Annotated in this window: 23 protein-coding genes; 7 read left to right on the plus strand and 16 right to left on the minus strand. The window is 70.7% G+C overall.

What is annotated here, in order from left to right:
* From J2847_RS26630 to msrB, 7 genes are all read right to left on the minus strand, one after another.
* Positions 1-795, minus strand: a complete 795-nt coding sequence (locus J2847_RS26630) for an MlaA family lipoprotein (protein ID WP_325169492.1) — start codon at positions 793-795, stop codon at positions 1-3.
* Entirely contained in the window at positions 792-1,652 is an 861-nt protein-coding gene (locus J2847_RS26635) for an MICOS complex subunit MIC60 (protein WP_209781802.1), read from the minus strand. Before J2847_RS26635 ends, J2847_RS26630 begins: the two co-directional genes overlap by 4 nt.
* A 108-nt stretch (positions 1,653-1,760) precedes the next feature.
* Positions 1,761-3,287: an ATP-binding cassette domain-containing protein gene (locus J2847_RS26640; RefSeq protein WP_209781844.1), complete on the minus strand. Its 1,527-nt coding sequence runs from the start codon at positions 3,285-3,287 to the stop codon at positions 1,761-1,763.
* Between the two features lie 5 nt (positions 3,288-3,292).
* The gene (locus J2847_RS26645; protein WP_209781803.1) at positions 3,293-4,426 is read right to left on the minus strand and encodes a hypothetical protein; all 1,134 of its coding nucleotides are present in this window, start codon (positions 4,424-4,426) and stop codon (positions 3,293-3,295) included.
* A 111-nt stretch (positions 4,427-4,537) separates the two neighbouring features.
* Positions 4,538-5,161 carry a hypothetical protein gene (locus J2847_RS26650; protein ID WP_209781804.1) on the minus strand — a complete coding sequence of 208 codons (624 nt, stop codon included), beginning with the start codon at positions 5,159-5,161 and terminating at the stop codon, positions 4,538-4,540.
* Entirely contained in the window at positions 5,158-5,694 is a 537-nt protein-coding gene (locus J2847_RS26655; RefSeq protein WP_233474805.1) for a hypothetical protein, read from the minus strand. Before J2847_RS26655 ends, J2847_RS26650 begins: the two co-directional genes overlap by 4 nt.
* Before the next feature lie 278 nt (positions 5,695-5,972).
* Positions 5,973-6,386: a peptide-methionine (R)-S-oxide reductase MsrB gene (gene msrB, locus J2847_RS26660; RefSeq protein WP_209781806.1), complete on the minus strand. Its 414-nt coding sequence runs from the start codon at positions 6,384-6,386 to the stop codon at positions 5,973-5,975.
* A gap of 290 nt (positions 6,387-6,676) precedes the next feature.
* On the opposite strand from msrB, the gene J2847_RS26665 reads away from it, so the two are divergent.
* Positions 6,677-8,713 carry a putative bifunctional diguanylate cyclase/phosphodiesterase gene (locus tag J2847_RS26665; protein WP_209781807.1) on the plus strand — a complete coding sequence of 679 codons (2,037 nt, stop codon included), beginning with the start codon at positions 6,677-6,679 and terminating at the stop codon, positions 8,711-8,713.
* Positions 8,714-8,720: 7 nt separating this feature from the next.
* Here the strand turns inward: J2847_RS26665 and J2847_RS26670 are convergent, their stop codons facing one another.
* The 5 genes from J2847_RS26670 to adh form a co-directional block, all read right to left on the minus strand.
* Positions 8,721-9,491 carry an endonuclease III domain-containing protein gene (locus J2847_RS26670; RefSeq protein ID WP_209781808.1) on the minus strand — a complete coding sequence of 257 codons (771 nt, stop codon included), beginning with the start codon at positions 9,489-9,491 and terminating at the stop codon, positions 8,721-8,723.
* Between the two features lie 30 nt (positions 9,492-9,521).
* Positions 9,522-11,327 (minus strand): NahK/ErcS family hybrid sensor histidine kinase/response regulator, encoded by a 1,806-nt coding sequence (locus J2847_RS26675; RefSeq protein ID WP_209781809.1) that lies wholly within the window; start codon positions 11,325-11,327, stop codon positions 9,522-9,524.
* A gap of 2 nt (positions 11,328-11,329) precedes the next feature.
* Entirely contained in the window at positions 11,330-12,595 is a 1,266-nt protein-coding gene (gene nosP, locus J2847_RS26680) for a nitric oxide-sensing protein NosP (protein ID WP_209781810.1), read from the minus strand.
* A gap of 16 nt (positions 12,596-12,611) precedes the next feature.
* Positions 12,612-13,001 (minus strand): DUF779 domain-containing protein, encoded by a 390-nt coding sequence (locus J2847_RS26685; RefSeq protein WP_209781811.1) that lies wholly within the window; start codon positions 12,999-13,001, stop codon positions 12,612-12,614.
* 82 nt (positions 13,002-13,083) lie between these two features.
* The gene (gene adh / locus J2847_RS26690; RefSeq protein WP_085552751.1) at positions 13,084-14,604 is read right to left on the minus strand and encodes an aldehyde dehydrogenase; all 1,521 of its coding nucleotides are present in this window, start codon (positions 14,602-14,604) and stop codon (positions 13,084-13,086) included.
* Between the two features lie 220 nt (positions 14,605-14,824).
* Between adh and J2847_RS26695 the strand changes: the two genes are divergently transcribed.
* The 5 genes from J2847_RS26695 (at position 14,825) to J2847_RS26715 (ending at position 20,329) form a co-directional block, all read left to right on the plus strand.
* Entirely contained in the window at positions 14,825-15,445 is a 621-nt protein-coding gene (locus J2847_RS26695; protein WP_209781812.1) for a TorD/DmsD family molecular chaperone, read from the plus strand.
* Positions 15,442-15,666, plus strand: coding sequence for a twin-arginine translocation signal domain-containing protein (locus tag J2847_RS26700; RefSeq protein ID WP_209781813.1), 225 nt, complete (start codon positions 15,442-15,444; stop codon positions 15,664-15,666). The genes J2847_RS26695 and J2847_RS26700 overlap by 4 nt, the downstream gene beginning before the upstream one ends.
* Positions 15,667-15,689: 23 nt before the next feature.
* The gene (locus tag J2847_RS26705; protein ID WP_209781814.1) at positions 15,690-18,605 is read left to right on the plus strand and encodes a formate dehydrogenase subunit alpha; all 2,916 of its coding nucleotides are present in this window, start codon (positions 15,690-15,692) and stop codon (positions 18,603-18,605) included.
* A gap of 21 nt (positions 18,606-18,626) precedes the next feature.
* Positions 18,627-19,262: a formate dehydrogenase FDH3 subunit beta gene (gene fdh3B / locus J2847_RS26710; RefSeq protein WP_209781815.1), complete on the plus strand. Its 636-nt coding sequence runs from the start codon at positions 18,627-18,629 to the stop codon at positions 19,260-19,262.
* A 74-nt stretch (positions 19,263-19,336) separates the two neighbouring features.
* Positions 19,337-20,329 (plus strand): formate dehydrogenase subunit gamma, encoded by a 993-nt coding sequence (locus J2847_RS26715; protein ID WP_209781816.1) that lies wholly within the window; start codon positions 19,337-19,339, stop codon positions 20,327-20,329.
* A gap of 15 nt (positions 20,330-20,344) precedes the next feature.
* Here J2847_RS26715 and J2847_RS26720 read toward each other — a convergent pair whose 3' ends face one another.
* From J2847_RS26720 to cobA, 4 genes are all read right to left on the minus strand, one after another.
* Complete coding sequence (locus J2847_RS26720) at positions 20,345-21,538, minus strand: pentapeptide repeat-containing protein (protein ID WP_209781817.1); 1,194 nt, start codon at positions 21,536-21,538, stop codon at positions 20,345-20,347.
* 352 nt (positions 21,539-21,890) lie between these two features.
* Positions 21,891-22,580 carry a 5,6-dimethylbenzimidazole synthase gene (gene bluB, locus J2847_RS26725; RefSeq protein ID WP_209781818.1) on the minus strand — a complete coding sequence of 230 codons (690 nt, stop codon included), beginning with the start codon at positions 22,578-22,580 and terminating at the stop codon, positions 21,891-21,893.
* Between the two features lie 2 nt (positions 22,581-22,582).
* A complete protein-coding gene (locus tag J2847_RS26730) occupies positions 22,583-23,911 on the minus strand; it encodes a cobyrinate a,c-diamide synthase (RefSeq protein WP_209781819.1) in 1,329 nt (442 codons plus the stop codon).
* A gap of 10 nt (positions 23,912-23,921) precedes the next feature.
* On the minus strand, positions 23,922-24,707 hold the full coding sequence (cobA, locus tag J2847_RS26735; protein ID WP_209781820.1) for a uroporphyrinogen-III C-methyltransferase: 786 nt from the start codon (positions 24,705-24,707) through the stop codon (positions 23,922-23,924).
* On the opposite strand from cobA, the gene J2847_RS26740 reads away from it, so the two are divergent.
* Positions 24,706-25,854, plus strand: coding sequence for a cobalt-precorrin-5B (C(1))-methyltransferase (locus J2847_RS26740; protein WP_209781821.1), 1,149 nt, complete (start codon positions 24,706-24,708; stop codon positions 25,852-25,854). The two genes, cobA and J2847_RS26740, sit on opposite strands and share 2 nt — an antisense overlap.
* Positions 25,855-25,866 lie beyond the last annotated feature (12 nt).

Below are 25,866 nucleotides of genomic sequence, written 5' to 3' on the forward strand. Positions count from 1 at the left end.
TCAGGATTGGCTGGCGGCCGCGCCGCGCAGGGCGGCGCAGCGGGCGCGGCGCTGGGCCAGGTAGCGGTCGCGCGTGGCGTCGTAGTCGGTGAAGCCGAGGGCCTTGGCCTGCGGGTCGATCTGGCGGGTGGCGACGATGTCGGCGACCACCTCCACCGATTCGGCGATGACGATGGTCTGCACGCTGGCCCCGGTGCCGAACAGGCTGCCCGCCGCGATCCACAGCACCGCGTTGGTCAGCACCACGTCCGACACCGCGTCGCGCATCGTGCGCGGGCCGATGAAGGGCAGGACGAGATAGGGACCCTCGCCGACCCCGGCCTTGCACAGGCTGAGGCCGGGGTCGGTGTGGGTGGATTCGTACCCCCAGGCCGTCGCCGTGTCGTAATAGCCGAGCACGCCCGCCGTGCTGTTGATGGCGAAGCGTTCCACGGACCGCCAGCTGCCGCCGAACTCGCCGACCGCCAGCGCGGTGACGGCGGTGACCGGCTCGTTGACGAGGTTGGCGACGACGTTGCCGAGTCCGCCGCTCCCGGCGGCGGGGGCGGCGGGAGGATTCGCCGCCCCCGCCGGCGTGCCCGACCACCATGCCGACGCCTGGTCCAGCCTGGCGTACAAAGCCCGGTTGGCGTCGAACATGAAGCGGCTGTAGCCGTCGAGGATGCCGCCGGCCGGTACCGGCGCGGCGGAGTGGGGCGGGGCTTCCGCCGGCACGGACACACCCTCGGCCGCCGCGGGGACGGCGAAGCCCGTCAGCGCCAGCAGGCCGGTGGCGAGGAGCGGCCGCAGCCTCACGGGCGGGCCAGCTTGCCGCCGATGCGGTCGGCCAGCTTCGCGATGGCGGCGTCGGCGGCGATGCGGGCGCGGGCCTCCTGAACCCAGCTTTCGACGAGGGCGGCGGCCTCGCCGCTGAGCGGCGAAAGCTCGTGGACCGCCGCGTCGAGGTCGCCGCCGGCCAGCCGCTCCTTGACCCGGTCGGCGACGACGGAGGCGCGCTCGATCGGCGGCACGACGCTCTGCGGTTCCTCTCCGGGCGCCGGGCGGCCGAGCAGGGAGTTGATCCAGGCGACCGGAATCACCTTGAAGTCGCGGCGGCCCAGCTCGTCGGCGAGGTCGCGGAACTCCTGGCGGAGTTGCGAGCCGACCAGGATGCCGGTCGCGGCGTATTTCTCCACCGCCGCCAGCGCCGGCTCCAGAGCGCCGAGGTCCGGGTTGGAGGCACGGGCCAGCGCCAGCTCGACGTCGAAGGGGCCGGGGCGGCGCAACGCCGACTGGAGCTGCACCAGGGCGACCAGACCGACCCGCGTCTCGGCGGCGGACTGCGCGGCCTTGGCCGCGGCGGCGTCCTGCTGGGCCCTGGCCAGCGTGGCGCTGGTGTCCGCCAGCTTGCGTTCGAGATCGGCGACCGACTGGTTCAGGCGGCCGATCTCGACGTCCTGCCGGGCCTGGGCGGTGGCGGCCGGCGTGCGCAGGTGCATGAATTTGAAGAGCGGCGGCGCCCAGAAGGCCGAGGTGATGGCGGCGACCAGCGCCACCGCCGCCATCGTCGTGGTTCCGCCGGCGGCGCGATAGCCCGTGCCGGATGCGGACGCCGATGGGGAAACGGCCTGGGAGACCGTGTTCGGTGTGGAGGAATCCTGGTCACCCGACATGCATCACCTCGCTCGACTGGCCCATTGTAAGTACATCCGAAGAGAAAACCCGGCAAGGCCGTATGCGGCGTCGCATAACGTCCTGGTCCGGGCGCCTCCGCCACGGTTTCAGAAGGTCAGCGTCAGCACCGACACCAGCGCATGGACCAGCAGCGTCACGGTCACGCCGGCGATGATCGATTGCGCGATGGCCGTGTTGATGGCGATGACCGAATCCTTGCGCCCCATCCCGATGGCGATGGCGATCGCCCCGGCCAGCAGCCCGCTGAGCGCCACCTTCAGCAGCACCCAGCCCATCTTCGGCGACGGCGTCAGCCCTTCGGTCAGCAGCTTGCGGAAGAAATGCTCCTGCCACAGCTCGCGGTGCTGCTGGGGGAACAGCAGGTGCCACGTCTCCATCGACCCCCAGCTCGCCACCGCCAGCGACACCAGCAGCAGCAGGCCGGAGCCCACCACCATGTTCAGGATGATGGCGGTGAAGATGTAGCCGCGCGCCGGGATGCGCAGATTCTCCATCGCCTTGAACTGCGAGGACAGCACCCGGTTGCCGATGTCGGCGGCGATGATGGCGTTGTTGCGGGCGACGAACAGGATGCTGCTGATCAAGGGCACCGCGATGGTGCCCTGCACCAGCCCGACCCCGGTCAGCGTCTCGTCGTGCAGCACCGACTTCAGGAAACCGCCGAAGGAATTGTAGTTGAAGCCGAACCACATGGACACGAAGCCCATGATCAGCGCCCCCATCCCCATGTAGATCAGCATCAGGGGGGAGACGCAGAGCGCCCAGAAATACTCGGCGAGATAGCGCAGGAACCAGTGCGCCCGCGACCGTCGGCGGATGGTCGCCGGCCAGGGGTTGCCCGCGACGGCGGCCGGCGGTTGGCCCTGGGGCCGGATGGCGGCGGCCGGGATGGCGTCGCCGCTGTCGGTCTTCAGCAGCTCGGCTTCCACCAGATCGGCGTCGGGCGGCACCTCGACCAGCCGGCGGCCGCGTGTGTCGAGCAGCAGCACGCGGTCGGCGATCGGCAGCAGATCCTTCACATGATGGGCGACGATCAGCGCCGGCTTGCCCATGCCCCGGCACAGGCCGCGGATCAGCTCGCCCAGCCGGCGGGCCGACACGACGTCGAGGCCGGAGTTCGGCTCGTCGAACAGCAGGACCGGGCGGTCGGCCAGCACGGTGCGGGCGATGGCGAGGCGCTGGCGCTGGCCGCCGCTGCACGACGCGATGCGCTTGTCCGGCCCGATGTCGGCCAGCAGCCCCTGGGCGTCGCCCATCGGGGCCGGGTGGCGGCCCGGCGCGTGGTCGGCGGCGATGCGCAGATTCTCCATCGCCGACAGGTCGTCGAACAGCGCGTGTTCCTGGAAGACGATGCCGCCGATGTCGCTGCGCTCGGTGGCGAGGTCGATGCCGCGGTCGCCGTGGCGCAGGCGCCCACCCACCGTCCAGCCTCCCTCGCCGACCTCCAGAAGGCCGCCGAGCAGCTTGACCAGCGTGGATTTGCCGCCGCCGCTGGGGCCGATCAGCAGCACCACCTCGCCGGCCCGGATGCGCAGCGTCGTGTCGTTCAGCACGCGGCCGCCGCCGGGGCGGTCGATGGTGAGATTCTCGATGAGGATGTCGTCGGAGGCCATCGGCGTCACGGCGTGAGGCTCCGCACCAGAAGCTTGGGCGCGCGGGAATCGAGGCGCAGCATCTCGTCGCGTTGCTGGGGGCTCATCAGGATCACCACCGGGCCGGGACGTCCGGCGATCAGGCCGTTGAAGGTGTAGGCCGCCATGGCGTTCAGGTCGCTGCCGTCGCGCACCCCGAACAGGATGCGGGGCGCGGCCAGCGACAGGGCGTTGGCCGGCTGGGCCATCGGGGTCAGGTAGGCGGTCATGCGCGGGTCGGTGGCCAGCCGGACCAGCGTGCTCTCGACCGTCCGGTCGGCGGCCAGCATGTCCATCGTGGTGCCGGCGAAGACCTGGAGGAACGCCTTGGTCTGGCGGGTCTCGAAGATGCTGGCGACCATGCGCTCCATCACGCCCTGGTCGCGGATGTCGCGCAACGCCCCCTCCAGCGCCTGCTCGATCGGCGCGGTGTTCCAGGGGCGGGCGTTGAACACGTCGAGGACGGTGCCGATGTTGGCCTGCACGGTGTCCCAGATCAGCCCGTCGACCCGGCGCAGCAGGATCGGCCGGATCTCCCGCAGCGCGGTGTCGCGCAGCACCGGCTCGGCCCCGCGCATCATCTCGTCATAGGCGGCGCGGGTGCGCGGCGACCGCCACGCCGCCTCGATGGCGTTGCGCGCGGCCTCCTGGAGGGCCGGGCGGTAGTCGGCGTTGAACTCCGGCGAATGCAGGATGGCGTCGGCCGACCGGCGCAGCGACTGGGCCAGTTCGGTGAACCCCTCGCGCAGCCGGGTCCGCTCCTCGTCGGTGGCGAGCATCCACAGCGTCCGCAGGTCGGCGGAGAACAGCACGCCCTCGCTCGCCTGGGCGAGCAGCGGCTCGTAGGGGTCGTAGAGCGTGACGCGGAGGCGTCCGCCGGGCTGGCCGGTGGACTCGCGGGTGGCGTAGCCGGAGCGGATCGTCGTGCGGTCGGCCCGCAGGGTCAGGACCGGGATGCCGCCGGACAGGGCGGGCAGCGGGTCCGGGACCGCCGGGGTGAAGAACAGGCTGGGCGGCGCCCCGCGCAGGGGCAGGGCCGACAACCCGGCGGCGGTGAACAGACCCAACAGCAGCAGGCTCGCGATGACCGGCAGCGCCCCCGATCGACCGACAGCATCCATCCCCGGCGAACCCCGTTTCCGTCCCAGCCGACACGCCTCCGCAGGGAAGCATTATAACCGACGGAAAAACAGCGGAAATCGGCGTGACCGTTTCGAGACTTGCATACGGGGTCAGGACCGGGCGACCGACGCCTTGCGCGGCGCCTTGGCGGCGCCGTCCTCCTCGTCCTTGCCGGGTTTGCGGAAGGTGCTGAGTTCGGCGATGCGGCTGACCGACAGGCCGTTCACCCGGCAGCCGGCCACCTCGACCACCTCGAATCCGACCTTGCGGGGGAAGCGCGACGACGCCCGGTCGCGCGCGTCGCGCTCGCTGTCGGCGATCAGGATGTAGCGGCGGATGCCGGACCAGCCGCGGAAGCCGCGCATGTCGCCGAGATGCATCCCCGCCGCGCTGTGGCGCACCGCCACCTCCCAGAAGCGGCCGGGGCGCGGTTCCAGCCGGTCGAAGATGAAGTAGCGGTCGAGCGGCGCCACCTTCTTCTGGTCGAGTTCCTGGAGGGCGGCCTGGAGATCGACCTCGGCCTTCTGGACGCGCTTCTCCATGTCGGCGTGCTGCTGGGCGAGATGCGCGTGGTCGGCGGCGGCGTCGGTCAGCTCCTTGCCGGCGTCGTCGACCTTGTCCTTCAGCTTGCTCATGGCGATGCGCGTCAGCACGAGCTGGCGGCGCCAATAGCGGTTGGACAGGACGGTCAGCACCATCAGTCCCAACGCGATGTACAGCATCATCCCGGTCATGCGGGAACGGCCTCCGCCTCGGGATCGGGGGCGAGCGCCAGGGGCACGACGGGCGAGACCGCGAGGCCGTTGCGCGGACCGAAGCTGCCGCGGACGATCGCGTGCGCCTGGTCGGCCGACGCGGCGGAGATGTGGGCGACGTTGCGGAATTCCCAGATCTGGCGGGAGAACACGATGTCCTTGCGGTCGAGCTCCGCGAAGTTCGGCGCCGGCACGACCTGCGCCCAATAGATGTCGTTGTTCCCCTCGGGCTCGCCCAGCTCGTGGACCAGTTCGATCTTGGCGTATTCGAGGGCCCGCAGCTCGGTCAGCGCCTTCTGGCGGCGGGCGTTGAACTCGGTGAAGCGGGCCTGCTGGTCGATGAGCTCGCCGCGCTTGCGCTCGCTCTTCTGCCGCCATTCGGCGAGGGCCGCGCGCCTCTTGTCGTAGAGGCGCTGGTTCATCGCCTCGCGCGTCTTCTCCGCGCTGACGCGGCCGACGTCGATGACGATGGACAGGCCGAGGGCGGCGGCGCTGGTGATCAGAAGCAGCATGCCCAGGAATTCGCCGGAAATCACCATTCGCCCACCTGCCGCCCCCACTTGCCGCTGCGACGGATGCTCTTTCCGGGGCGCCGGACACCGCGACCGCCCCGGCCGGATCATAGCATCGGGGGCGTGTGTCCGGGTTGTAATTTTTGATGAAATCCGGGGAGCGCGGACCGTTTTCGGAGTGTGGCCATGACGGGGACGACACGCGGTCGCATTCGCGTCATGGCCTTCGTCTTTCCGTGCTCACGCCGCGACGCCCGCGACTCTCTGGTCGCGCCGTTCTACTCTTCGCCGCGCGGCGCGAAGCTCATCGCCGCGCCGTTCATGCAATAGCGCAGGCCGGTCGGCTGCGGCCCGTCCTCGAACACATGGCCGAGATGCCCCTCGCAGCGGGCGCAATGCACCTCGGTGCGCGGGTAGGCCAGCTTGTAATCGGTCGAGGTGGCGACGGCCCCCGGCAGCGGCTCCCAGAAGCTGGGCCAGCCCGACCCGCTCTCGTACTTGGTGGCGCTGCTGTAGAGCGGCTGTCCGCAGCCGGCGCACAGGAAGGTGCCGGAGCGCTTCTCGTCGTTCAGCGGGCTGGAGCCGGGGCGCTCGGTGCCGTGCTCGCGCAGGACGCGGTACTGCGTCGGCGACAGCTCCTGCTTCCAGTCGACGTCGGACTTGTGGGGCTGGGTCTTGTCGGTGCCGGTCATGCCGGGGCCTCTCCTGATGGGATCGTTGGCGGATTGGCCCATCATATTGGTCGGTCTTGTCCGTTTCCCAGGACCGGGGCGACCCCGCTCACGCACTTGTGACCGGACGGCGGGCGGACGCGTTAACAAAAGTTTCATGGAACCGCAGCGTCGGAGTCACCGGCCGTCCCATTATGCTGCAATTTGCCACAACCTCTCCAGGAGGCTGCCGGCGTTTCGGGCCGGCTTCCCGGCATCCCCCGATCCCGATTTCCCTCGACCCCGATTTCCCTCGATCAAGGTGCGACCCGATGGCGATCTCCCTCCTGCGCAGCCTCACGCTGAAGCAGGCGATCCACGCGATCCTCGCCGCCTTCGTGATCGGCTTCGCCATCACGGCGGTCGAGTTTGCCTGGACCGCGACCCGCGAGCGCGCCATCGCGCTCGACCGGATCGGCGAGGTCGCCATGCTGATGGATGGCGCCGCCACCACGGCGGCCTGGACGCTCGACCGCAACCTGGGCGAACAGGTGCTCGACGGCATCCTGGCGGTGCGCACCGCCGCCTGGGCCGAGATCCGGCTCGACAACGGCACGGTGACGAGCCGGCGCACCCGCCCGCCGACCGAACAGACCCTCGTCCAGCGCACCGCCCAGGCCATGCTGTTCGTCGACGAACCCGTGGTGGCGCGCGCGCTGTATCCGCTCGACACCCGGCGTGGCCGCCAGCCCTTCGCCCATCTGCGCATCGGCGTGGACACGGCGGAGGCCGCCGACGGCTTCCTCGACTACGCGGCGCGCACGCTGCTCGTCGGCCTGCTGCGCAACCTGATGATCGGCTTGGCGATGGCGGTGGTGTTCCACCGGCTGCTGACCCGGCCGCTGGTCCGCATCGGCCACGCGGTGGCGCGGATCGACCCGGAGCGGCCGCACAGCCAGCCGCTGCCGATGCCGCGCGGCCACGCCGACGACGAGCTGGGCTACGTCGTCGCCCGCTTCAACGAGACGCTGAGCCAGCTTGAGCGCGAGCACGCCGAACTGCGGCGGATGGCGACGCGCTGCACCCTGACCGGGCTGGCGAACCGGGCCCTGCTGATCGACCGGCTGTCGCACGCCATCGCGCTGGCCGGGCGGTCGCGCGGGCGGCTGGCGCTGCTCTACGTCGATCTCGATCGTTTCAAGCGCATCAACGACAGCCTGGGCCACACGGTCGGCGACGCGCTGCTCTGTCGGGTGGCGGATCGGCTGAGCGAGACGGTGCGGCGCTCCGACACCGTGGCCCGGCTGGGCGGCGACGAGTTCATGATCGTGCTGGAGCGGGTCGCCGACTCCGACGAGGCGGCGGCGGTGGCCGGGCGGCTGCTCGATTCCCTGGCCGGCGTGACCCTGGTCGAGGAGCACCGCGTCCACATCGGCGCCAGCGTCGGCATCGCGCTCTACCCGGAGAACGGGGCCGACGGGCAGGGGCTGATGCGGATGGCCGACGCCGCCATGCAGGTGGCCAAGGCCGACGGCGGCGGGCGGTTCGTCTTCTACACCCGCGACATGACCGACCGTGCCCTGGCCCGCCTGCGGCTGGAGGCCAGCCTGCGCGAGGCGACGGCGCAGCGCGCCTTCGAACTGGTCTACCAGCCGAAGATCGACGCCAACGACAGCCGGCTGACCGGATTCGAGGCGCTGATCCGCTGGCGTCACGAGGGGGCGATGGTCCCGCCGATGGAGTTCATCCCGGTCGCCGAGGACACCGGCCTGATCATCGACATCGGCGCCTGGGTGCTCGACGAATCCTGCCGCACGGCGGCGCGCTGGGCGCTCGACCACGGGCCGGTTCCGATCGCGGTCAACGTCTCCGCCCGGCAGCTCGCCGACCCGGCCTTCGCCGAACTGGTCGAGGCGACGCTGGCCCGCCACGGCACCCGGCCGGAGCTGCTGGAGATCGAGATCACCGAGACCGTCATCATGAAGGACGTCCGCCACCATCTGCCGACGCTGAACCGCCTGCGGGCGCTGGGGGTGCGGATCGCCATCGACGATTTCGGCACCGGCTATTCCTCGCTGGCCTATCTGCGGCAATTGCCGGTCGACGTGCTGAAGATCGACCGCAGCTTCGTCACCGACCTGCCGCACGCGCCGGACATCGCCTCCACCGTCATCGGGCTGGCGCAGCGGCTGTTCCTGTCCACCGTCGCCGAGGGGGTGGAGACGGTCGAGCAGCAGCGCTGGCTGGCCGAGGCCGGCTGCAACTGCCTGCAAGGCTACCTGATCTCCCGGCCGCTGTCGGCCGACGCGGCCGAGGCGATGGTGATGGGCGCCTTCGCGCGCGCCGGGGGCATGGCGCTGACCGCGTGACGAGGCTTCACGCCCGCGCCCGCTCCGGTTCCCGGCGGGCCTGCCCGGTCGGGCAGAGATCCAGCAGCACGCAGCGGTCGCAGGCCGGGTCGCGGTGATAGCAGCAGCGCTGCCCGTGCAGCATCATGACCTCATGGTTGTCGTAGACCCGCTGGGCGTCCCAGTCCGGCGGCAATTGCGCGGCGAGCACGGCGTGGGACGGACCGACCGCCAGCGAGGCCGGGATCAGGCCGGTGCGCACCGCCACCCGGTGGTGATGGCTGTCCACCGGAAGGGCGGCCCGGCGCAGGGTGGAGAAGCTGAGGACGGCCGCGCTGGTCTTCGGCCCGACGCCCGGCAGCTCCTCCAGCCACGCGCGGGCCTCGGGAACGGACAGCCCGTTCAGGATGTCGAGGGACAGGCCGCCGGTGCGTTCGGTGATGCGGCGCAGGATGGCCTGGATGCGCGGCGCTTTCTGCTCCGGCCATGTCACCCCGGCGATGACCGCCTCGACCTCCGTCGTCGGCGCGTCGCGCACCGCCGCCCAATCCGTTGCCGACTGGCCCCCCGATGACTGGTCCCCCAGTGGCTGGCCCGGCCAGCGCTTGCGCAGCGCCTTGAAGGCGGCGCCCGACGCGGCGTTGCGCGTCCGGTGCGACAGCAGCGAGGACACCAGCTCGCTGAGCGGATCCAGGCTGTGGAAATAGGGCACCGGGCAGCCGTGGATCCTGCACAGCAGCCGGTGGATCTCAAGCGCCTTGGCACGCAGCGCGGCGGGGTCGGTGAAAAGGTCGGTCATGCAGCCGACAACAGCGAGGCGGCCGAAGCGTCACCCGACCAGGCCGGACATCACCGCGCGGAGCTGCGCCGGCTTCACCGGCTTGTTCAGCACGAGGCAGCCGGCGGCCTTGGCCTCGTCGGCCAGCTCGGGGGTACGGTTGGCGGTGACGATCACCGCCGGCAGGATGCGTCCGCAGGCCGCCCGCAGCCGGGCCACCTCGTTCACACCAAGGGCGCCGTCGTCGAGGTGGTAGTCGGCGATCAGCAGGTCCGGCGGCCGCGGCATGCCCGACAGCAGCGCCAGCGCCTGCTCGCCCGAGGTCGCCGAGACCACCGCGCAGGACCAGCCGCGCAGCAGCGCCTCCATCCCCGCCACCACGGCCGGCTCGTTGTCGAGCACCAGCACCGAGGTGCCGGCCAGCCGGTCGGTCAGCGGCCGCACGGCGGCGGCGCTCGGCGGACGGGCGGCGCGGCGTTCGGTGCCGCGCGGCACGGTAACGGCGAAGACCGAGCCGCGTCCGGGCTCCGACCGCACGGTGATCGGGTGGTTCAGCATGCGGGCGACGCGCTCGACGATGGCCAGCCCCAGCCCCATGCCACGGTCGCGGCCATGGACGACCGGCGTGTCGAGGCGGCGGAACTCCTGGAAGATTTCGGCGAGCTTGTCGGGCGGGATGCCGGGGCCGTTGTCCCACACCTCGATCCGCACCCCCTCGGCGCAGCGGCGGCAGCCGACCACCACCCGGCCGCTGCGGACGTAGCGCAGCGCGTTGGACAGGAAATTCTGCACGATCCGCCGCAGGAGCCGCATGTCGCTGCGCACCACCGCGCCCGATCCGACCACCCGCAGCGCGATGCCGCGCTCCGCCGCGACCGCCGCGTATTCGGTGGCGAGCGGTGCCAGGATGCCGCGCAGCGGAAAGTCGCTGACCTCCGGCGTCACCGCCCCGGCGTCGAGCTTGGAGATGTCGAGCAGCGCCGACAGCAGATCCTCGACCGAGGCGAGCGCCACGTCGATGTTCTCGACCAGTTCGCCGACGCTGCCGGTCTTCTCCAGGTCGGCGAGCGCCGAGACGAACAGGCGGGCGGCGTTCAGCGGTTGCAGCAGATCATGGCTGGCCGCCGCGATGAAGCGGGTCTTGGACAGGTTGGCCTGCTCGGCCTCCGCCTTGGCCTGGTGAAGCTGGTCGTTCAGCAGCATCAGGCCGGTCTTCTCGGCCCGCTCGGATTCGCGTCGCCTCTCCTCGGCCTGCTTGATGTCGGTGATGTCGGTGTAGACGCCGACGATGCCGCCGTCGCGGGTGCGCCGCTCGTTCACCTGCACCCAGCGCCCGTCGGCCAGCCGGTTGATGAAGACGCCGTTCAGGTCGTGGCGGTGGTCCAGCCGTTCCTTCAGCCAGAGGTCGGGCGGCGGCTCGATCACCGCGCGCGCCTCCGCCACCATGGCGGCCAGCTCGCCGAAGCGGATGCCGGCCTGGATGCGCGGGGCCACCGCCGGCCAGTAGGACAAGTATTTGCGGTTGCACAGCACCAGCCGGTCGGAGGAGTCGAACAGGGCGAAGCCCTCGTTCACCGACTCGATGGCCTCGAACAGGCGGGTCCGCATGGTCTCCGCCAGCTCCTTGGCGCGCGCGATGTCGCGGTTGCTGTCCTCCAGCTTGTGGAGCGCGCGTTCGAGTTCCAGCGTGCGCTCGCGGATCTTCTGCTCCAGCACGATGGCGGTCTGGAACAGCGAGAAGGCGCCGCCCTGGAAATCCATCGACCGTTCGACGCGGTCCATCAGCACCTTGTTGATGCGCTGGAGCTTGGCGTTCTCGCGCTCCAGCTCGGCGATGCGGTCGCTCTCGCGGCTCATGGTCAGCGTCCCCCGATCGCCACGCCGGTGAAGGTCTGGTTGACGTGCATCCCGTTCACCTGTTCGCCGTAGGCGCAGAACCCGACGACCCGGTGCCGCGTCAGGCGTTCCGCCATGACGGCGCCGAGCTGGCGCTGTTCCATCTCCAGCCGGCGCAGGATGCAGTCGCACCCAAGGATCAGGTCGGGCGGCCCGACCTCCGATTCAATGCCGTCCATCAGCGCGTCGAAGTTGGCGACCGGATCCACCCCTTCCGCCACCGTCAGCACGATCCCCTCGTCGATGGCGCAGAAGAAGGTCAGGCTCTCGTCGTCGTTGACCTTCTGGATCGAGCGGACATGGTACTGGCCGCCGACCCGCACCACGACGGGGTGCGAGGCGAAGATCATCGGCGTCAGCGGCTCCCCCTCCAGCCCGACCAGCCGGGCGTATTCGCGGCCCGCCGGTTCGGCGTTGATCTCGGTGACGATGCGACGCTGCGGGTCGGCGCCGGTCACCACCATCTTGCGGTCCGAGCTGACGAAATGCTGGGTGCGGAAGACGGTGAAGGGGCGCGTCGTGGTGAACAGCGCGACCACCGCCGCGTTGGGGTGGAAGGCGCCCTCGTGCAGGACGAAGGTGCGCTCGAAATGCATGTCGTCGCCGGCCGAGGCGCCGAACAGCGGGATGTCGATCATCGCGTTGTGCAGGGCGCTGACGACGGTTTCCTCGCTCATCGACAGGCCGTCGATCAGCAGCATGGCAAAGCTGCCGGTCTCGCCCATCGGCACCGGCCGCGCCGCCAGCGCCCGGTCGCGCCGGGTCAGCAGCGAGCGGGCGATCACCGTGCTGTCGGCGATCTCGAAACGGTCGACATGGTCGACCAGCGCGGTGACGACGGTGAAATCCTCCGACGGGAAGCCGACCGCCACCACCGCGCCGACGCTGTAGCCGCCGGGGCCGATCTCGCCCGCCGTGGTGCAGCCGATGACGGGGACGGTGCCGAACTGCACGGCCAGCGCGTCGGCCAGCGCGGTCAGGTCGTAATGGGGCGCGCAGAAGACGACGACCATCTCCAGCGGGGTGTCGCCCAGCCCCTCGCGCAGCTCGCGCGCCGCGTCGGCCGGGCGCTCGGCGTGCGACATCGCGCGCGGCATCCCGTCGCCGGGCCGGGGGGCTGGACTGGGTTCGGACATGGCGGCCCCTTCCGTCCGCAGATTCTCTCCGGCCAGCGTACTCCAGGGATGGCGGTGGGCAAGCCCGTTGCGCGAGCGGGTGAGTGCGACCATCGTCGAATTCGGGCTCCTAATGGGGAACGGCGAGCGTGCCGGCCGGGACCGGGGGCAACAGATGCGGCAATTCCTCGTCGCTGAACAGCCTGGCCCGCACGGTGAAGCGCACGCCGTCCGGCGCCTCCAGGGAAAAACCGCCGCCGCGCGCCTGGATGACGTCGAGGATCACCTGGCTGTGCTCCCAATAGGCGAAGGTGCCGTCGGCCATGCAGAAGGGCGTGCCGCCGACCGCGCCGAGGCAGAGGTCGCCCCCGCCCATGCGGAATTCCCCGAGCGGCAGGCAGAGCGGCGCCGTGCCGTCGCAGCAGCCGCCCGACAGATGCAGCAGCAGCGGCCCGTGCTTCGCCGACAGCCGGTCGAGCAGGGCGAGCGCCTCGGGGGTGGCGGTCACGCGGTCGGTCATCACCGTTCTCCAGGGATCGTCAAGAAAAAAGGCCGGGGGTTCGCACCCCCGGCCCAGTTCTGCCCGATAGGGAGGAGCACACTCAGAAGAAGCCGAGTGCTTTCGGGCTGTAGCTGACCAGCAGGTTCTTGGTCTGCTGGTAGTGATCGAGCATCATCTTGTGCGTCTCGCGGCCGATACCCGACTTCTTGTAGCCACCGAAGGCGGCGTGGGCCGGATACAGGTGGTAGCAGTTGGTCCAGACGCGGCCGGCCTGGATGCCGCGGCCCATGCGGAAGGCGCGGTTGCCGTCGCGGGTCCACACGCCGGCGCCGAGACCGAATTCGCTGTCGTTGGCGATGGCGAGCGCCTCCTCCTCGGTCTCGAAGGTCGTGACGGCGACCACCGGCCCGAAGATCTCCTCCTGGAAGATGCGCATCTTGTTGTGGCCCTCGAGGATGGTCGGCTGCACGTAGTAGCCGCCCTCAAGCTCGCCGCCGAGATGGGCGCGGCCGCCGCCGATCAGCACCTTGGCGCCCTCGGCCTTGCCGATCTCGATGTAGGAGAGGATCTTCTCGAGCTGCTCCTGCGAGGCCTGGGCGCCGATCATGGTGGCGCCGTCGAGCGGGTGGCCCTGGGTGATCTTGGCGACGCGCTCGACCGCCAGCTTGATGAAGCGGTCGTAGATCGACTTCTGGATCAGCACGCGGCTCGGGCAGGTGCAGACCTCGCCCTGGTTCAGCGCGAACATCGCGAAGCCTTCGAGCGCCTTGTCGAGGAACTCGTCGTCCGCCGCCATCACGTCCTCGAAGAAGATGTTCGGCGACTTGCCGCCCAGCTCGACCGTCGAGGGGATGATGTTCTCCGACGCGTATTGCAGGATCAGGCGGCCGGTCGAGGTCTCGCCGGTGAAGGCGATCTTCGAGATGCGCTTGTTGGTCGCCAGCGGCTTGCCGGCCTCGATGCCGAAGCCGTTGACGATGTTCAGCACGCCGGCCGGCAGCAGGTCGCCGATCATCTCGGCCAGCACCAGGATCGCCATCGGGGTCTGCTCGGCCGGCTTCAGCACGACGCAGTTGCCGGCGGCGAGCGCCGGGGCCAGCTTCCAGGCGGCCATCAGCAGCGGGAAGTTCCAGGGAATGATCTGGCCGACGACGCCCAGCGGCTCATGGAAGTGGTAGGCGTAGGTGGTGTGGTCGATCTCGGCGATCGAGCCTTCCTGGGCGCGGATGCAGCCGGCGTAATAGCGGAAATGGTCGATGGCGAGCGGGATGTCGGCGGCGCGGGTCTCGCGGATCGGCTTGCCGTTGTCCAGCGTCTCGGCCAGCGCGATGATCTCCAGCCGCTCCTCGATCCGGTCGGCGATCTTCAGCAGGATGTTCGAGCGCTCGGTGGGCGAGGTGCGGCCCCAGGCGTCCTTGGCCTTGTGGGCGGCGTCCAGCGCCAGCTCGACGTCGGCGGCGGTCGAGCGGGCGATCTCGCACAGCGGCTTGCCGGTGATCGGGGTCAGGTTCGTGAAGTATTGGCCGTCCACCGGGGCCACCCACTGTCCGCCGATATAGTTGTCGTAGCGGGGGCGGAGCGCGATTTGCTTCTGAAGCGTGTCGAGTGCCTGGTGGAGCATTGGGCCGTTCCTCTCGAAGTGGCAGGCCGGTCAAGGTTCCGGCCCAGCGCGTTTGTCCGAGCCATTCAGCCACCGGGGGAGGGGGACGGTAAATTATACTATGGAAGGAGGCCCGCGCGGTCGGGGTAGCCTTCGCTTCCGGATGACCCCGGCCGGCCGGCGAAACCATCCTTCGCTTGGGTTGTTTCCCTGGTTCAGCCGAGTTGCACGCGGACAGCCGATGACGGTTCCGGCCCTTGATCTGGATGATGACGCGACGGTAGGGGACGAGGCCGACCGGCTGCGCGCCCACGTTTACCGTTTGCTGGCGCTGACCCTGGCCAGACCGCCGGACGCCGGCCTGCTGGCCCTGCTCGCCGGCCTGCAAGGCGACGGAACGCCGCTTGGCGATGCCTTCGACGCCCTGGCGGCGCGCGCGGGGGCCGGCGACGCGGAGACGGCCGAGCGGGAGTTCAACGCGCTGTTCATCGGCGTCGTCCAGGGCGAGCTGGTGCCCTACGCCTCCTACTACCGCACCGGCTTCCTCAGCGACCGGCCGCTCGCGGCGCTGCGCGCCGACCTCCAGGCGCTGGGTTTCGAGCGTGCCCCCGGCGTGTCGGAGCCGGAGGACCACATCGCCGGCCTGTGCGACCTCATGGCCGCGCTGGTGCTCGACGGCGCCGACGACGCGGTGCAGCGGCACATGTTCGCCAGCCACATCCTCCCCTGGGCCGAGCGCTTCTTCGGCGATCTCGAAAAAGCCGAATCCGCCAGCCTTTACCGTCCGGTCGGAACCATCGGGCGGCTGTTCCTGTCGATCGAATCCAACGCCTTCGCGATGCTTGAGGGAGCCGAACCATGAAGCCGGAAGAACCGGGCCAAAAGGCGGGGCCGCGCCAGAAAGCGGGCCTGGAGCGCCGCGACCTCCTGAAGAGCCTGGGGCTGGGCGCCGCCGGAGCGGCGGCGGCCACCGTGATGCCCCACGGCACCGCGCAGGCGGCCGAGTCCCCGCGGGATCAGGTCAAGGCGCGGTATCGCGAGACCGATCACGTCAAGCGCTTCTACGCGCTGAACCGCCTGTGATGAGTCGGGGGAGGGCCGCCGCCATGCTCGTGAAACGCTCCTCCGGAAAGGCGCCGCGCGGGTCGCTGCTGCGGGCGCTGTCCGGCGATTTCAACGGGGCGGGAAACCTGGAGTCCGGCGTCAGCCGGCGCGGCTTCCTGCGCCGCTCGGGCCTCGCCGCCGGCGGGATCGCCGCCATCGGCGCGCTGCCCGCCGCGATGATCCGCCGCAGCGAGGCCGGCCCCGTCCTGCCCGATGTCGAGCTGGTGACGCGCAAGAACGTCTGCACCCACTGCTCGGTCGGCTGCACGGTGATCGCCGAGGTGCAGAACGGCGTCTGGGTCGGCCAGGAACCCGGCTGGGAAAGCCCGATCAACCAGGGCACCCACTGCGCCAAGGGCGCCTCGGTCCGCGAGCTGACCAAGGGCACGCGCCGGGTCAAATACCCGCTGAAGCTGGTCGACGGCGAGTGGAAGCGCCTGTCCTGGGACCAGGCGATCGAGGAGATCGGGACCAGGCTGCTGGAGATCCGGCAGGCGTCGGGCCCCGACGCGGTGTTCTGGCTCGGCTCGGCGAAATTCTCCAACGAGGGGGCCTATCTCTACCGCAAGCTGGCGGCCTTCTGGGGCACCAACAACGTCGACCATCAGGCGCGCATCTGCCATTCGACCACGGTCGCCGGGGTGGCGAACACGTGGGGCTACGGCGCCATGACCAACAGCTACAACGACATCCAGAATTCCAAGGCCCTGCTGATCGTCGGCGGCAACCCGGCCGAGGCGCACCCCGTCTCGCTCCAGCACATGCTGCGCGGCAAGGAGCACAACCGCGCGCCCTTCATCGTCATCGACCCGCGCTTCACCCGCACCGCCGCCCACGCCACCGAATATGTCCGCATCCGCCCCGGCACCGACATCCCGATCGCCTGGGGGCTGCTCTGGCACATCTTCGAGAATGGCTGGGAGGACAAGGAGTACATCCGCCAGCGCGTCTACGGCATGGACGAGATCCGCGCCGAGGTGAGGAAATGGACTCCCGAGGAGGTCGAGCGGGTGACCGGCGTCCCCGGCTCCCAGGTCCGCCGGGTGGCTGAGGCCATCGCGAGGAACAAGCCGAGCACCGTCATCTGGTGCATGGGCATCACCCAGCACACGGTCGGCACCGCCAACGTCCGGGCGCTGTCGATCCTGCAACTGGCGCTCGGCAACATCGGCGTCGAGGGCGGCGGCGCCAACATCTACCGCGGCCACTGCAACGTGCAGGGCGCCACCGACTTCGGTTTGGACGTCACCACCCTGCCGGCCTATTACGGGCTGGCCGAGGGGGCGTGGAAGCATTTCGGCCGGGTCTGGGACGTCGATTACGACTATCTGAAGGGCCGCTTCGGATCGAAGGATCTGATGGAGGCCAAGGGCATCCCGACGACCCGCTGGTTCGACGCCGTGCTGGCCCGGCCGGACCAGATCGACCAGCCGAGCCCCTTGCGCGCCATGGTCTGCTTCGGCCATGGCGGCAACACCGTCACCCGCATGCCGGAGATGATCAAGGGGCTGGAGAAGCTCAGCCTGCTGGTGATCGCCGACCCGCACCCGACGACCTTCGCCGCCATCAAGGAGCGGCGCGACGGAACCTACATCCTGCCGACCTGCACCCAGTTCGAGACGGACGGCTCGCGCACCTGCTCCAACCGCTCGATGCAGTGGGGCGAGAAGGTGGTGGAGCCGATCTTCGAATCGAAGGACGACTACACGATCATGTATCTGCTCGCCCGCAAGCTCGGCTTCGCGGACGAGATGTTCAAGCACATCACGGTCGAAGAAACCCGCCCGGTGCCCGAGGACATCCTGCGCGAGATGAATCGCGGCTGCCTCGCCATCGGCGCCACCGGCCAGTCGCCGGAGCGGCTGAAGATGCACATGAAGCATCAGGCCGATTTCGACAAGATCACCATGCGGGCCACCAGCGGCCCCTGCGCCGGGGATTATTACGGGCTGCCCTGGCCCTGCTGGGGCCATCCGGAGATCCGCCACCCCGGCTCCGCGATCCTCTACGACACCTCCAAGTCGGTGATGGACGGCGGCGGCGGCTTCCGCGCCCGCTTCGGGGTGGAGCGCAACGGCGTGTCGCTGCTGGCCGACGGCTCCTACCCCAAGGGGTCGGAGATCGAGGACGGCTATCCCGAATTCACCATGGCGGTGCTGAGGAAGCTGGGCTGGGACAAGGATCTGACGCCCGAGGAGATGCGCGTCGTCGAGGCGGTCGGCGGCGGCAAGACCGACGAGGTGAGCTGGCAGACCGACCTGTCCATGGGAATCATCCGCGTGGCGCTGAAGCATGGCTGCGTGCCCTACGGCAACGCCAAGGCCCGCGCCGTCGCCTGGAGCCTGCCCGACCCGGTGCCGGTCCACCGCGAGCCGATCTATTCCCCGCGCCCCGATCTGGTGAAGGCCTATCCCGCCATCGAGGACCGACGCGACTTCCGGCTGGTGCAGCTCGCCCGCTCGCTCCAGTTCAAGGCGGCGGAGAGCGACCTGCGCGGCAAGTTCCCGATGGTCCTGACCTCCGGCCGGCTGGTCGAGTACGAGGGCGGCGGCGAGGAGACGCGCTCCAACCCGTGGCTGGCCGAGTTGCAGCAGAGCATGTTCGCCGAGATCAACCGCAAGGACGCCGAGCGGCTGGGGATCAGGGACGGATCCTGGATCTGGGTGCACGGGCCGGAGAACGCCGGCCGCGCCAAGGTGCGGGCGCTGGTGACCGACCGGGTGGGGACGGGCACCGTGTTCATGCCCTTCCATTTCTCGGGCCAGTGGCAGGGCGACAGCCTGCGGCGCAACTACCCGCCGGACACCGATCCGATCGTTCTGGGCGAGCCGGTCAACGGGGTGACGACCTACGGCTACGACCCGGTGACCTTCATGCAGGAGACCAAGGTCACGCTGTGCCGCGTCGAGCCGGCGTGACGGGGAGGAGAGAGGATCGCCATGGCCCGGATGAAATTCCTGTGCGACGCGGAGCGCTGCATCGAGTGCAACGCCTGCGTCACCGCCTGCAAGAACGAGCATGAGGTCCCCTGGGGCATCAACCGCCGCCGCGTCGTGACGCTGGACGACGGGGTGCCGGGCGAGCGCTCCATCTCGATGGCCTGCATGCATTGCAACGACCCGCCCTGCGCGGCGGTCTGCCCGGTCGACTGTTTCATCCAGACGGCCGACGGGGTGGTGCTGCACAGCAAGGATCTGTGCATCGGCTGCGGCTACTGCTTCTACGCCTGTCCGTTCGGGGCGCCGCAATACCCGCAGACCACCAATTTCGGCAGCCGCGGCAAGATGGACAAATGCACCTTCTGCGCCGGCGGCCCGGAAGCCGACGGCAGCGTCGAGGAGTACCAGAAATACGGCTCCAACCGGCTGGCCGAGGGCAAGCTGCCGCTTTGCGCCGAGATGTGCTCGACCCGCGCGCTGATGGCCGGCGACGGCGAGGTGCTGGCCGACATCTACCAGGAACGGTCGGCGCGGCGCGGCTACGGCTCGGGCGCCGCCGGCTGGTCGGTGGCCTATGGCCAGCACGATCGCGGCAGCCCCTTCGCGCCGGGCGGGCCGAGCACGGGCGGGGCGTAGCGGAGACGGCCCCCCTCCGCTCTCGCGGCGGAGGGTCGGGGCGGGGCCAAGAGACTATCCGGGAGACCACCACCATGCGCAGGATCCTCCGCCTTCTCCTGCTGGCCGTCCTGCTGACGCCGGTCGCTTTCACCCAGGCCGGCGCCCAGCTCTACCAGACCCCCGGCCCGGCCTCGCCGACCTCGAAGGAGCAGGTGCCGCTCTACACGCCGCAGACCGATCAATTGATCGGCCGGGTCAGCATCCCCGACGCGCGCTCCGCCGTGCTGATCCAGCCGGAGGGGCGCGAATGGCGGAGCTTCCGCTCCCACACGCTGAAGCTGGTGGTCGGCGGGCTGGCGCTGGGCATGGTGGTCGTGCTGGCGCTGTTCTACCTCTACCGGGGCAAGATCCGCATCTCGGCCGGCTGGTCGGGCCGGCAGGTGCTGCGCTTCAACGGGCTCGACCGTTTCGCCCACTGGACGACGGCGGTCAGCTTCCTGACGATGGCGCTGACCGGGGTGGTGCTGACCTTCGGGCGGACGCTGCTGATTCCGCTGATCGGCCATCCGGCCTTCACCAGCCTCGCCGAGACCTCGAAGTCGATCCACAATTTCGTCAGCGTCCCCTTCATCGTCGGGCTGCTGCTGATCGTCGCCCTGTGGGCGCGCGACAACATTCCCAACCGGGCCGACTGGGTGTGGTTGAAATGCATGGGCGGGCTGATGTCGAGGAACGGCCATCACCCCGACGCCGGCCGCTTCAACGCCGGACAGAAGGGGGTGTTCTGGACGGTGGTGCTCGGCGGGGCGGCGATGGCGGTGACGGGCTATTGGCTGATGGTGCCCTTCACCGGCGTCGGCATCGGCGGGATGCAGATCCTTCACGTCATCCACGGCCTGCTGGCGGCCCTGCTGATCGCCGCCATCATCGGTCACATCTACATCGGCACCGTCGGCATGGAGGGCGCCTTCGACGCCATGGGCAGCGGTGAGGTCGACGAGAACTGGGCCATCGAGCATCACCGGAGCTGGTACGAGGAGCAGCGCCGCAAGGGCTATGTCGAGGACCGGCAGCCGGCCGAGTGACGGGACCCGGCCGGATCAGGCCGGCTGCGCCACCGCCTGCTGCCCGAGCACGCCGGTGAGGTCGGCGCCCTTCAGGGTCGCGAAGCTGGTCTTGATGGCCGTCAGGTCGGTGCCGCGCAGCAGCACCCCGGCGAGGCTGGCGTCCCGCAGGTCGGCGCCGGTCAGCCGGGCGCGGGAGAGGTTCGTCGGCCACAGGCGGGTGCCGTCGCCGCTGAGATCGACCTCGCGCAGCCGGGTCCGCCACAGCTTGGCGCCGGTCAGGTTGGCGCCCTCCAGGTTGCAGCCGGACAGGTCGGCGCTGGTGAAGTCGGCGTCGCGCAGGTCGCTGTAGGACAGATCCGCCATCATCAGCCGGGCGCCGGAGAAATCGGCCCCGCGCAGCCCGCAGAACCGCATCACCGACCCGCACAGGAGCTGGTTTGCAAAGGAGTAGCCGCGCAGGTCGACGCGCTGCAACTCGATCCGCTCGCCGCCCTTGCCGCCCTTGTCGACCCAGAGCTGGTGGGCGGAGATCAGCTCCGACATGCGGGCGGCGGTGGTGGTGGCGCCGGTGCCGTCGACGTCGATGCCCTTGCGCTCCAGCGCCGTCCGCAGCTCCTCGTTCAGCCGGGCGCCGCACATCAGCACGCCGTCCAGCGTGGCGCGCCGCATCGTCGCGTCGGACAGGTCGGCGCCGATCAGGATGGCGCCGCTGAGGTCGCTGTCGGTGAAGTCGGCCCCCGACAGGTCGCTGCCGGAGAAATCGCACTGCGCCATGCGGCAACTGGTCAGCACCGCGCGGGTCATCGAGCAGCCGACGAAGGTCGTCGCCCCGTCGGAGTTGCCGGCGGCGCGGAACTCGCCGCCCTCCAGCACCATGCCGCGCCGCAGGTCGGCGCCCTGGAGGTTGGCGTTCTGAAGCTTGGCGCCGTCCACCCGCGCGCCGCGCAGGTCGGCGCTCTGCAACTGGGCGCCGCTGAGGTCGGCCTTGGACAGGTCGGCGCCGTAGAGGTCGGCCCGGCTCAGCACCGTGCCGACCAGCCGGGCGCGGGTCAGGCGGGCGCCGGTCAGCTTGGCGACGGACAGATTGATGCGGTTCAGGCCAAGCCCGGTCAGGTCGTGGAAGCTGAGGTCGGCGCGGCGGCCCTGGCCGGCGGGGTCGCGGAGCAGCCACTGCTGGTGCCGCACCAGCGCGTCGCGCACCGCCCGCAGATACCGCTCGTCCATCATGCGACGCTTCCGTGCCGTTGTGAAACGCGGCTGCCGTCCGGTCCGGTTGCCGCTTCGCAACATTCGACACCGTTTGGTGGGACGATATTACCGGATTGAAAGCCGATTCGGAAGGTCGGAAGGATCACGCTTTTGCGACAGCGACGGAACGGTTTGTGGGGTACGCATATGAAGGCCCCTTGCCATGCATGGGGCGCAAAGCTCCCATTCAGCAATGGTAATACCACTTAGTGTGCGGCGCAGCATATCCTGCCCTTGCCCATTCTCGGGGCGTTTCCTCCCTAGACTTCAGGGCCGCGGGTTCTCCCGCGGCCCTTTTTCTTTGCCCGGATTCTCCGTCCAGGCCGCAGAATCAGCGCCGCTCCCAGCGGTCGCGGAAGACCAGCTCGTCCAGCTCCAGCCGGCGCCGCCATCCCTTGGTCTCCAGCTCCGGCGCCGGCTCGAAATGGCTGACATGGCCGATGCAGAGATAGGCGATGGGGACGATCCGTTCGGGAATTCCCAGCGTCGCCTTCAGCGCCTGCTCGTGCAGGATGCTGACCCAGCCGACCCCCAGCCCCTCGGCCCGCGCGGCGAGCCAGAGATTCTGCACGGCGCAGACGCAGCTGTAGAGATCCATCGCCGGCATGTGGGTGCGGCCGAGCACCACCGGGCCCGAGCGCTCGCGGTCGCAGGTGACGCAGAGGTTGACCGGCGCGTCGCGGATGCCCTCCAGCTTCAGCCGGCTGTAGAGGGCGCGGCGCTCGCCGTCGAACAGCGCGGCGGCTTCCTCGTTGGCCTGGGCGAAGTCGGCGTGGATGCGCGCCTTCACGTCGGGATCGGTGACGACGATGAAGTTCCAGGGCTGCATGAAGCCGACCGACGGCGCGTGGTGGGCCGCCAGCAGGATGCGCCGCAGGACCTCCTCCGGCACCGGGTCGGGGCGGAACTGGCCGCGCACGTCGCGCCGCGAGAAGATCGCCTTGTAGAGCGCCTCGCGCTCCACCCCGGTGAAGGGCCCGGTGAAGGGCCCGGTGAAGGGCCCGGTGAAGCCGCCGTCCATGCTCACCCCCGTGCGATCAGATGGAAGAACGACCCCATCGCGTGGCCGCGCCGCCCGCCGAGCGCGCCCAGATCCCCGCCGTCGGCCGAGCGCGCCGTCACCAGCGGTTCGTCGTCGCCGCGCGTGATCGTGGAGGCGTAATGGAACTCGTGCCCCATCAGCACCGTGCCCGCCGGCCCCAGCGGCCCGTCGGCGAGCAGCGTCGCCCGCCGGTAGCCCAGATGCAGCCGCCGCTTGGCGAATGAGGTGCGCACCCCCAGCAGCCCGGCCATCGCATGGACCACCCCGTCGGCGTCCTCCAGCGTCTCCCCCATCGCCATGTAGCCACCGCACTCGCCATAGACCGGCTTGACCGCCGCCGCCGCGACCAGCCCGGCGCGGAAGCGGCCGGCGGCGGCGAGGCGGCCGGCGTGCAGCTCGGGATAGCCGCCGGGCAGATAGACCGCGTCGGCGTCCTCCGGCGGCGGCTCGTCGGCCAGCGGGGAGAAGGTCCGGATCTCGGCCCCGGCGGCGCGCCAGCCGTCGAGCAGATGCGGGTACGCGAAGGTGAAGGCGGCGTCGCGGGCGATGGCGATCCGCTGGCCGAGCGGCGGCATGGCCGGCGCGTCGCTGCCCGCCCCGGCCAGCGACGGGGCCGCCAGCCCCGCCACCCGGTCGATGTCGACATGGGCGGCGACGAAGCGGCCGAGCGCCGCCAGCCGTTCGGCCAGCCCCTCGGTCTCGCCGGCCTGGATCAGGCCGAGGTGGCGCTCCGGCAGCACGATGTCGGGCGAGCGGGGCAGGGAACCCAGGACCGGAATGCCGAGCGCCTCGATGGCGCCGCCGGCCAGCGCGGTGTGGCGCGGGCTGCCGACGTTGTTCAGCACGACCCCGCCGATCCGCACGTCGTCGCGGTAGGTCGCGAAGCCCTTGACCAGGGCGGCGGCCGACTGCGACTGGCCCTTGGCGTTGACCACCAGCAGCACCGGCCAGCCGGTGCGCGCGGCGATCTCGGCGGTCGAGCCGGTGCCGGTGGCGCCGATCCCGGCGACGCCGTCGAACAGCCCCATCAGCGCCTCGCAGACCAGCAGGTCGGTGCCACGTCCGGCGCGGGCGGCCAGCCCGTCGAGCAGATCCGGCCCCATCGCCCATGTGTCGAGGTTGACGCTGGGGCGCCCGGTGGCCGCTTGGTGGAAGGCCGGGTCGATGTAGTCCGGCCCGGACTTCACCGCGCCGACGCGCAGGCCGCGCCCGCGCAGCGCCACCAGCAGACCCAGCGTCACCGTGGTCTTGCCGGTGCCCGAGGCCGGCGCCGCGACGATCAGCCCCCTCGCCCCGCCCCCGTGGGCCATCCCATCCCCCTCAGCCATGGCGCGGCAGCCAGTCCAGCGCCGGGCGCAGCCGCACCACCTCGCCGATGACGATGATGGCCGGCGGCTCCAGCCCGCTCGCCGCCAGATCGGCGACGCAGGATCCCAGGCTCGTCACCAGCGTCTTCTGGTTGGGGGTGGTCGCCTCCGTCACCACGCCGACCGGCGTGTCGGGGGCCAAGCCGCCCGCCGTCAGCTCGGCGGCGATGGCCGGCAGCGCCTTCCAGGCCATGTAGAGGATCAGCGGCGCGCCGGTCGCCGCCAGCGCCCGCCAGTCCGGCCCGCCGCCCAGCGAATGGCCGGTCGCCAGGATCACCGCCTGGTTGGCGCTGCGGTGGGTCGCCGGGATGCCGGCGTAGGCCGGGCCGGCGATGCCCGCCGTGATGCCCGGCACGATGCGGAAGGGGATGCCCTCCTCGGCCAGCGCCTGGGCCTCCTCGCCGCCGCGCCCGAAGACGAAGGGGTCGCCGCCCTTCAGCCGCAGCACCCGGTGCCCCTCCTTCGCCAGCTCGATCAGGCGGCCGGTGATGTCGTCCTGGTGGGCCGAGGGCCGGCCGCCGCGCTTGCCGGCGAATTCCAGCCTTGCCGTCCTCGACGCCAGCTCCAGGATCCGTTCACCGACCAGCGCGTCGTGGACGATGACGTCGGCTTGCCTTAGACCTTGCAGCGCCAGCAGGGTCAGCAGGCCGGGATCGCCGGGGCCGGCGCCGGCCAGCCAGACGCTGCCGGGGGTGAAGGGAACCAGTAGGGAGTCGGGCAGACACTGCTCGGTGGGCATGGACGGGACTCGAGGCTCAGGCGACGGGGAAGGCGGGGAGAAGGGCGCGGGCGAGGATCCTACACCCTTGCGGCGCGGCTGGACGACCGGGACCTGCGCCACCGCCGCCGCGACGGCGGCGACGGCGGCCCTGTTCGGCGGGGAGTTTCCCGATCCGGTGACGGTGATGCTGCCGGGCGGCCAGACGCCGGCCTTCGCGCTCGCCTGGACGGCGCGCGGCGAGGGCGGCGACGGCCCCTGGGCGGCGGCCGGGGTGGTGAAGGACGCCGGCGACGACCCGGACGTGACGCACGGCGCGCTGGTCCGCGCGCGGGTGTGGCGCGGGCCGGCGGGAAGCGGCGTGGCCTTCCGCGCCGGGCCGGGGGTCGGCACGGTGACGCTGCCCGGCCTGCCGTTGCCGGTGGGCGAGCCGGCGATCAACCCGGTGCCGCGCGCGATGATCCGCGCGGCGGTGACGGCGGTTGCCGAGGCCGCCGGCCGGCCGGCCGATCTGGTCGTCGAGATCGGGGTGGAGAACGGCGAGATCCTGGCCAGGCGCACGATGAACGGGCGGCTGGGCATCCTTGGCGGGCTGTCGATCCTGGGGACGACGGGGATCGTGGTGCCCTATTCCTGCGCGGCCTGGATCGCCTCGATCCAGAGGGGGATCGACGTGGCGCGGGCCGCCGGGCTGACCCATGTGGCGGCCTGCACCGGCGACGTCTCGGAGAAGGCGGCGACGGCGCGCCACGGCTTTTCCGAGCAGGCGCTGATCGACATGGGCGACTTCGCCGGCGGGACGCTGAAGTACCTGCGCCGCCACCCGGTCGCGCGGCTGACCCTGTGCGGCGGCTTCGCCAAGTTCGGCAAGCTGGCGCGCGGGCTGATGGATCTGCACTCCAAGCGCGGCGGCGTCGATCTCGACTGGCTGGCGGAGCGGCTGGCGGAACTGGGGGCCGGCCCGGAACTGGTCGCGCGGGCGCGCGGCGCCAACACGGCGGCCCATGCGCTGGGCATGGCGCAGGCCGCCGGCCTGCCGCTCGGCGACCGGGTGGCCGAACTGGCGCGCAAGGCGGCGCTCGACACGCTGGAGGGCGCCCCGGTGGCGGTCGAGGTTCTGGTCACCGACCGGCAGGGACACATCGTGGGCGAGGCCAAGGGGTGGTGATGTCCCTCTCCC

The organism is Azospirillum agricola (genome assembly GCF_017876095.1).
Taxonomy (GTDB): Bacteria; Pseudomonadota; Alphaproteobacteria; order Azospirillales; family Azospirillaceae; genus Azospirillum; species Azospirillum agricola.